The following is an 8,888-nucleotide window of genomic DNA, read 5'->3' as shown; positions in this document are numbered from 1 at the left end:
AGGTACGAGCGTCAGCGTTAGCGACGCAGGAGCGTCGCGTCATTACGAATTACGATTTAAGGCTACCACTAATTTTTGAATATGTCTTAGTTCATGAGTTGCCATCACAGATATTCGTATACGGCTGGTTGGCACTGTAGGAGGACGAATTGCTGGGGCAAAAATGCCAGCAGATTTAAGTTGTTTACCAACTTTGAGCGCATCAGCAGCACTTGCTAATTCAAAACATAATATAGGTGACTCTGAAGGCAATAATTTGAGACTAGGTAGTTGCTGCTGGATTAACTTTTTCAAATAATCCACATTTCGCCATAATTGAGCGCGGCGTTGCGGTTCTTGTTGCACTATATTGATTGCTGCTAAGGCTGCTGCTGTGTCAGCAGGTGAAAGCGCGGTGGTGTAAATCCAGCTAGGGGCGCGATTTCGTAAAAAGTCGATTAAGGCGTTACTTCCCGCCACATATCCACCTAGACTACCCAAAGCTTTACTTAGAGTACCAATTTGGATTAATTGTCTACCTGTACACGCGAAATGTTCGACACACCCAGCACCAGTTTTTCCCAGCACACCAGTGGCGTGAGCTTCATCAACCAGCAGCATACAGCTAAATTCATCAGCTAAATCCAGTAGTGCTGGCAAGGGACATAAATCACCATCCATGCTGAAGACGCTATCAGTCAGAATTAAACAGCGTCGATAGTTTTGCCGTTGCTGACTCAACAGATTTCTTAGTGCTGTCAGATCACAGTGCGGATATTCAATCGCAACTGCACCGCTGAGAATCGCTCCATTTTTCAAGCTTGAATGATTGTACTGGTCAGATAAAATTAAATCTCGTTTGCCTACTAGAGCGGTAATTGCACCCAAATTTGCTAGATACCCCGAACTAAATACCACCGCATCTGCTGTTTGTTTAGTAGATGCGATCGCCTCTTCCAATTCCCTGTGTAATTTACGATGTCCACTGAGCAATCTAGAACCAGTACTACCAGTCCCAAATTCGTGAATAGCAGCAGTGGCCGCCGCTATTAAGCGCTCATCTCCTGCCAGTCCCAAATAGTCGTTACTAGCAAAATTAATTACCTCTTGCCCTGCTAACATCACCGTTGCCCCCGGACGCCCACAGATTGTTTGTACTGAGCGATACCAATCTGCTCGGTGAATAGTTGCTAAAGACTTTTCTAGCCAAGCATAGGGGTTGTTCATGAGGGGATTAGGGGGATGGACTTCGACTTCGCTCAGTCACCGGGGGATGCATTTCTCCTTTAAAGACGCTGCGCGTAGCAAGATCCCGCAGGTAAGCTAATCTGCCTTTAACTTGCATAATCCTTTGCCTCAGAAAGACGCGGAGAGAAGTTGCGTGCGGGGGTTCCCCCCGTTGAGCAAACTTCGGAGGACGCGCTTAAGGGGAGACGCGGGGATGCAATTTGAATGATTATTAGCTTACGGCTTCGCTCAGTGACCGGGGGATGAGGGCGTTAATAACAAGGAACTTATAACTAAATAATTAATAACAAGTGACCAATGACAATTGACTATTGAACCTGTTCGCTACTAAGATGGGCGATCGCTTGTTTAATCCAATCTTCGACATAGGCGTCTTTTGGTAGGCCAATTTCTTCGCTGACCACATGTAAAGCATGACTGACTTCATGGGCAGTATATCCTAATGCGAAGAGGGTCATTTGCACTTCTTCGAGAATTCCTGGTGCAGGGCCGCCTGTAGCTACGAAGAAACCTGCTGATTTGCGCCACTCGATTAACTTGCTTTTCAGCTCTAAACAGATGCGTTCTGCGGTTTTCTTACCTACACCTGGAGCTTGAATTAAGATTTGTGTATTGGCAGCGATAATGGCTTGGACTAAATCGGGTAATTCCAAAGTGTCCAATAAAGCGATCGCTAAAGCTGCACCAATACCGCTGACACTCAGCAAGTGGCGAAATAAATCGCGTTCGGCTGGCGAAGCAAAGCCATACAACAAAGGCACTTCTTCGCGAACTTGGTAGTGGGTAAAAATTTGTGCTACTCCTCCCGACTCAGGTAGCTGCTGTGCCAAGCGTTGAGGAATTTGTAAATCATACCCAATGCCATTTACTTCTAGCGTCAAGATAACGCGATTACCATTATTTGTTTGGATACCAGCGACGAGACCTTTAAGATAACTTATCATTCCAAGAAACCAAAATATTTTAAACCTTCGATAATTCCACCTGCACAAAAATCTTTTGCCAGGTAACGGTGGTCAGCGGGATACTCATCGTGCCATTCGAGTAATTCCTTGCGGGCATTCCCGACAATGATTCCCCGTTCGTTGCCTACAGCGAATAAAGCAATATCATTACCTGAATCACCACAGACAACTGTTTGCTGGGCTGCAAATTTCCACTTCTGGCGCAAAAATTGCATTGCCTGACCTTTATCGCTGGAAAGGGGTACAATGTCAAGGTCAATACCGCTACTATAAATTAATTTTATATTTAATTTATATTTTAATAACTCTGCCTCAAGTTGTGGTAGTATGTCTTCCGCTGCTGCTTGTTGTAAAAAAAAGCTGACTTTAAAGGAGCGTTGTTCTGAGTCTGGTTGTAGTATTAATTCCGAATATTTACTAGTAATAGATAATACAGAGTCGCGACTCCAGCCAGGGGAAAGGATTTCTGACCAGTCTGCATCTGGAACATCAGTACCATCAAAGTAAATTTCTGTACCAACAGACAGCACAAGAGCATCTGGTTGGATGAGATTTTTTTCAACTTGGAGTTCTTGATAAAGGACAGGCGATCGCCCAGTAGCGTAGACAATCTTGGTACCATATTCTTGACGATGTTCACTGAGATGTTGATTTAATTCAATTAAGGCTTGGTCATCACCTACAAGTGTGTGATCTAGGTCAGTGACAAATAGAAATGGTTTCATAGTCTTGATATCTCCTAAGTTAGTAGTTGCAAAAATTCCTGGAAACCTAATTTGAAATCTAGAAAGCAGAAACCAATTATTGAATAGGCGATCGCAGTTAATCTACCAGATTTTGCTGACGATGTATTCGTCCTGATGAAACAATTTTTTTTACAGCACAATCAAAGTATAAACACACCATGATGCGTCTCTAAATATTAGAATTTATTACTTTTGAAACCAGAGACGTGCCATGGCGCGTCTCTAGTTTTATTCCCTTTTCTCTGTTAACTAGTTCCGTGGGTTTAAGTCCCCCTGATATCTTGCACCAGTCCCAAAAACCGCCATAGGTTTCTAACCTATGGCTAATAGCAAAAGTCCTCTCAAGAGGACTAAATCTCACAAAAAGCATAGATTTTAGTCCACTTAAGTGGACTTGACCTAATAAGAGCGAGAATTTATTCTCTGGCGGGAGATTGGGAAGGTGCAAGATCTAAGTCCCCCGGTTCTATAACCGGCAAGTTTTGTGTTGGTGTCTGTCTTACAAAGTTGAGGCAGTGTGATCTTGGGGAGCCACTGCGTTGGACGGGTTTCCCGGATTAAAGCAAGTGGCGTGGTTTCCCCCATGAACAACTGCCGTCAGATCGGAGGTTTCCTCCAATCTGACTTTGCGCTAAATCCCCATTACAAAACTTAATTACGAATTACGTTAGCGCAGCGGTAGCGTTAGCGCAGCGTTAGCGAGGTACGAGCGTCCGAAGGAGCGTCATTACGAATTACGAATTATTTAAGCGTTTCCTTCTTGTATGTCTACCAAAAAAACAGTAATAAAATATTGCGATCATCACCCAAAAGATGACCAAACTTAATCTTGGGTCTCCAGGATCGTTGATAGTTAATATCGCAGGTGTAGGACTCACAGAATCTTTAGTATTAACTAATAAGAAAGCAAAAATATTGTTAGCTGCATGAACACCTAAAGAAAGTTCTATGCGATTATCCTTGAGAGCAATTGCCGATAAAAATACACCCCATGAAAAATACTGCAATGCCATCCATATAGCACCCCGCTGCATTTCTGGATTGCCTAAATGTGGAAGCATAAATAAAAAACTGTTCATAATAATTAGTATAGTTTTTTGCCGATATAAAAGTCCTAGTCCTTGAAGCAAATAGCCACGATAGAGAAATTCTTCAGCAGAAGTTTGGATAGGAGTCAGCACTAAAACTAGGGGAACAAGAGGTAGCCACTGTGCTAAATTAAAAGTCCATGAATAATATTGTGGCTCTATTAAACAATCACCGACTGTCAAAGCTACTAGCAAAAGCAACCAAACACTAAAACCTGATATGATTCGCTTAAACTTAATAGCATTGTCAGCACTAATTAGAGTTTTAAACTTTCGTTTATGTAGCCACTCAATAGTGATAAATATACCTAAACAGGCAAAAAAAAAGGAATATTAGAAATAACAAATGTTCGAGACGGAGAGTTTTTGAGATAAAATTCTAATTGTTGTTGCAACTCCGCACCCAAACTGTAAATATCTACACCATTAGCAGTATTGGAAGCAAGAAAGAAAATAGTTGCCACAATTCCAGAAACAAACGAGCCGATTTCCCAATAAAAAAAGATAATCAGCAAAACTCCTAGCAAGTAGCGCCACCAGTCATTTTTACCTGTTTTGGCAACATCTAAAAAATTTTTATTCATAATGATAGTCTGCGATCGCCTGTGCGTTATCCACCAATCTTACAAGTTAGAGCAGCAACGCACTACGATACAATCAACTTACCCATCTCTACCAGTTGCCTTGGTTAACACCTCTCCACAACAACCGACTCCAATTAGTATCCCACCTCTTGAGAGTGGCGATCGCCTGACTCGCCGCGAATTTGAGCGCCGTTATCATGCCATGCCAAATCTCAAAAAAGCCGAATTGATTGAAGGAGTCGTTTACGTGGCCTCACCCTTGCGCTTTGAACCCCACGCCGAACCCCATGGTAATTTGATGATTTGGCTGGGAAATTATAAAGTGGCTACGCCTGGTGTGAGATTAGGTGATAATCCAACTGTGCGGCTAGATTTAGATAACGAACCCCAACCGGATGCTATTTTGTTAATCGATGCAGCTTGTGGTGGCTCGTCTCATTTGGATGCTGATGGTTACGTTGAAGGTGCGCCAGAGTTAGTTGCTGAAGTTGCCGCCAGTAGCGCAACCAAAGACTTGTATGATAAAAAACGTGCCTACCGCCGTAATGGTATCCAAGAGTATATTGTTTGGCAAGTTTTTGAGGGTACTGTGAGTTGGTTCAGCTTGCAAGATGGTGAATATGTCGCACTGATACCGGATGCATTAAGTGTAATTCAAAGTCAAGTGTTTCCGGGATTGTGGCTTGATATCTCAGCATTGGTTGCGGGAAATATGCAACAGGTGTTGGCAATACTACAAAAAGGGCTGAGTTCAGATGAGCATCAAGCATTCATTCAGCAGTTGAATGATAGCTTATCTGGTGAGCCGTGAATATTTATCTTGTCTTGCAAATAGAAAAAGAGATTTTAAATCATCCTGATTGAGTGGATATACGGCTAAATTCTGTAATAATACTTAGATATCAATAATTATCAGCAAAAATTCTGTATATTCTATAAAATCAGATTTCCGCAACTATCAGTCCGTCTGATAGTAGTTGTAACGGAAATCTACTGCCGATGAAGCTTGCTGTTGTATTGCTTCATCTGTGTTTGGAGACAGTCTCCAATCTCGCTTGTCATAAGTTGATGATTTATGAATTGGGAAATAAAACATGTCTAATTCAGTGCCGCCCGAAGATCAAACCTCTCGTGAAAATGAAGTTACACAAATTAATGCTAATAATTTAGATTCATCTCAGCCAACCCACCTGCAAGTTGATACCTTTATTAGTAACCACTCACCATCTCAAGCAAAACCGACGGAGATATCACAGCCAGTCGTAGTTGTGGAAGCAAGCAAAGAAGCCGCTTTAGATATATGGAGTGTTTTTAAATTAATTTGGAAAGATCCAGCTAACGGTTTACAAGCAGCACTCACTACTTTAGGAGACAATCGTGCCTTCAACGCAGGTATTATCCTTTGTGTTCTGTTCATGTTGGCTTTTTGGATGGCAGTATTAAAAGTAGTAGAATCTATCGCAGCTTTATTGACTTTTGGGAATCTATTTGGCAGGGGATTTAATGGACAACTAGGTTTTTCAGAACACATCAGAATTTTAATAGGTGCTGCAATTCCAGTGCTGAGCATGATAGCTGTACTGTGGTGCATACGACAAATATTCAGAGCAGCAGGTAATTACAAACAATTCACTTTTGTTACTGGCTTCTCAATTGCTCCTCTCACTTTATTTCTACTATTGCTGTGGTTATTAGGAATTAACGCTGGAGAAATAACAGTTTTACTTTATATCTTCTGTTTTACAACACTTATTTTATTCCTGAACACAGCGTTAATTGGAGTACTACGTTTATCTTCTCGGAATGCGCTATTGCTAGTTCCTGTACTTTTAATTGCAGATTATTTCATCACCAGAGTGGGTTTTGAAATTTTGTATTGAAAAAGATTTTTGCTGTCCTAAATCCTTCTTTCAATCTCCCTAATCTTTTCCTGCTCTCCAGGGCAGGTTTTTTTACATGTAATCGAAAAAAGCCTATTTTTTCGTTTCAAAATCTTTACCCACGTTAATCAAAACGCGAAACTTAGAAAAACTACACCTATACCTATCAGCCTTTGTTCTTTCAAGGATGTGTAGAAATGTGCCATAACACGTCTCTACACATTTAAAACTCCAAACTATAACCTTTAACTGAACTTTAGTTGATTATCCGCGATCTAAAAAACTATAAATTGCTTTTACAATACACTTATACATAATAGTTTTAAAAAGAAATTAAATATACAGAATTAACTCTAATTTACCAGACCAAAAATGTTTAGTTATGTCTGATATTTATGTCTTAAAAATTATAAATATATCAGATTTTGAGCATATTTTTTATATAGTTTGAGCAAAAATTGATTGAGAATATCTAAAGTAAAATATAAAATAAAAAATAAGCTACCCCTACAGAAGGAAACAAAGCAATGGCTAACATAATCGTTCCTGACTTCTATCATGTTGATATAAAGACATTCCTACACGATATGACTCCAGCACAAGTGGAGAGTATATTAGTAGACTATCCATATATTTACCTCAGCAATATTGCAGATACTGTAAACAGCGAAAACTATACAATTGAAGAATCACACTCGTATAACTATTAGAAATCACGGCTACACAGACAAAACCCGCCTGCGCGGGTTATTTCATAAAGTCCACGTAGATGAACTTTGTTTGTGTAGTAGTGAATTCTATTCGCCTATTTAATACCAATTTGAAAAAAGAATGCAATAGACCTCTTGCAAAAGTCCTTCTTTGCGTCTGGGGCGCCTCTGCGTGTTAGCGTTCGCGAAGCGTCTCGTAGAGAAGCGGGGCGTAGCCCAACAAAAAAATATTTATGCAAGAGGTCTAATAAATACAAAAAAACCTGCGTTGAGATACTTACATCTCAACGCATATTTCTGTAATAATTGAATATACTGAGTAAATAATTAGATAAACATGAAATTGATACCTAATCCTGAAAGGTCAACAGCAAAAATCTTATTGTCATACGAACTTAATGCAGGATTTGTAGATGAACCATCAGTTACTCCATCAAAAATACTGACTAACTTACCAAGATCATCAATCCATGAAGCTTGAGAACTATTACCACCAATAACGCTCATTTGTGCTGTATTTAAAACATGCAAAATTGTCTTTGTATCAGAGGTATGCAAATCGGAAATCACTATTTTAGCCATTGTTTTTTTCCTATATTAGGAGCTAACTTGACTTTTAGAACATACCAAGAACCAAATTAAAAAGCATTGAGATATAGATTTTTGTTCAATTTGGTTGACTTGATAATATGGTGAATTCAGAGTATTCTACTTAAATTAGACAGTGACTAATCTCTAATATCATTTTTTCAAAATTAATATAAATAGTCAACAATCATGCAACATTATTTGGTAATTGAATCTGAATTAGGCTCTAATTAATTAGTTTATTCATAGTTATAGTACTTACGAATTGACAAAAAACAATAAATATGAGTTTTAGAAAAACCATATCTTTTGTGGAGATTTAGCACTGCCAAACCCCTAAAATACAGATAAATCTACCATCAAATTAATCATGTAACAAAGCCTAAAATAAAGTATTTTCGCCAAGTCATACTATGATTAGTTTGTACAGTGCATAAGTTCTGAGTTAAAAGATTATAAATAACTATAAACATGTATGAATAATCTAGAATTCATACATGTTTATATAATATTTAAAAGATGAATAAAAGTTAAGTGACAATTATAAAATTCATAATTAATCTTGAAAAATCAATGGTAAAAAACTTATTGTCATACACACCAAATGGCCCATGATAGGTAGTAGAAGAACTACTTGCACTGTCAGTCATGTTTGTCAATTCTAAACTATTAGGCTGACCACCCCACAAAGACATAAAATAATTACCAAGCACATCATCTATGTCAACTGAGTTGATGTCACCTAAAGACATATTTGTGTCTAATTGACGCAAATCGGAAATCATTATTTTAGCCATTTTTGTATTTCCTATATTAGGAACTGACTTGAGTTTGCGATTACAAATGATTCAGCAACTATATTAATTGTGAAGTTGCTTTAGACCACTATATTTCTGGTGAATTTTTAACATGAGACTAGATATTATCTAATCTTTAAATTTAATTTTTTCAAAAAAAATAAATTTAGTCAATGCTCATGCAACAACCATGCAACAAAATACATTTTTAAAAAAATAAGCTGTTCCACATATAACTTGCATAATTAAGGCGGGCAAGATGCCCACCCCACAAGAGTTTTATTTAATTTGATTATGTAATTT

General features: G+C 38.7%; 9 protein-coding genes. 2 read left to right on the top strand and 7 right to left on the bottom strand.

Annotated features, from left to right (window positions below):
* Positions 1-42: 42 nt before the first annotated feature.
* The 5 genes from bioF to AC5JMF_RS25785 all read right to left on the bottom strand — a co-directional run bounded on the left by bioF (position 43) and on the right by AC5JMF_RS25785 (position 4,610).
* Positions 43-1,206 carry an 8-amino-7-oxononanoate synthase gene (gene bioF, locus AC5JMF_RS25805; RefSeq protein ID WP_495798557.1) on the bottom strand — a complete coding sequence of 388 codons (1,164 nt, stop codon included), beginning with the start codon at positions 1,204-1,206 and terminating at the stop codon, positions 43-45.
* Between the two features lie 329 nt (positions 1,207-1,535).
* Positions 1,536-2,171, bottom strand: a complete 636-nt coding sequence (ruvA, locus tag AC5JMF_RS25800) for a Holliday junction branch migration protein RuvA (RefSeq protein WP_495798556.1) — start codon at positions 2,169-2,171, stop codon at positions 1,536-1,538.
* Complete coding sequence (locus AC5JMF_RS25795) at positions 2,168-2,917, bottom strand: sucrose-phosphate phosphatase (RefSeq protein WP_495798555.1); 750 nt, start codon at positions 2,915-2,917, stop codon at positions 2,168-2,170. Before AC5JMF_RS25795 ends, ruvA begins: the two co-directional genes overlap by 4 nt.
* Before the next feature lie 755 nt (positions 2,918-3,672).
* Entirely contained in the window at positions 3,673-4,209 is a 537-nt protein-coding gene (locus AC5JMF_RS25790; protein WP_495798554.1) for a CPBP family intramembrane glutamic endopeptidase, read from the bottom strand.
* 125 nt (positions 4,210-4,334) lie between these two features.
* Entirely contained in the window at positions 4,335-4,610 is a 276-nt protein-coding gene (locus AC5JMF_RS25785) for a hypothetical protein (protein ID WP_495798553.1), read from the bottom strand.
* A gap of 100 nt (positions 4,611-4,710) precedes the next feature.
* On the opposite strand from AC5JMF_RS25785, the gene AC5JMF_RS25780 reads away from it, so the two are divergent.
* Together AC5JMF_RS25780 and AC5JMF_RS25775 are read left to right on the top strand one after the other, a co-directional pair.
* A complete protein-coding gene (locus AC5JMF_RS25780) occupies positions 4,711-5,421 on the top strand; it encodes a Uma2 family endonuclease (protein WP_495798558.1) in 711 nt (236 codons plus the stop codon).
* Positions 5,422-5,704: 283 nt separating this feature from the next.
* Positions 5,705-6,490 carry a hypothetical protein gene (locus AC5JMF_RS25775; protein WP_495798552.1) on the top strand — a complete coding sequence of 262 codons (786 nt, stop codon included), beginning with the start codon at positions 5,705-5,707 and terminating at the stop codon, positions 6,488-6,490.
* 1,037 nt (positions 6,491-7,527) lie between these two features.
* Here AC5JMF_RS25775 and AC5JMF_RS25770 read toward each other — a convergent pair.
* Both AC5JMF_RS25770 and AC5JMF_RS25765 read right to left on the bottom strand, forming a co-directional pair.
* Positions 7,528-7,782 carry a hypothetical protein gene (locus AC5JMF_RS25770; protein ID WP_495798551.1) on the bottom strand — a complete coding sequence of 85 codons (255 nt, stop codon included), beginning with the start codon at positions 7,780-7,782 and terminating at the stop codon, positions 7,528-7,530.
* A 536-nt stretch (positions 7,783-8,318) separates the two neighbouring features.
* Complete coding sequence (locus tag AC5JMF_RS25765) at positions 8,319-8,585, bottom strand: hypothetical protein (RefSeq protein WP_495798550.1); 267 nt, start codon at positions 8,583-8,585, stop codon at positions 8,319-8,321.
* Positions 8,586-8,888 lie beyond the last annotated feature (303 nt).

Source organism: Desmonostoc vinosum, from assembly GCF_059505385.1.
This window is presented reverse-complemented; position numbering and strand designations above follow the sequence as displayed.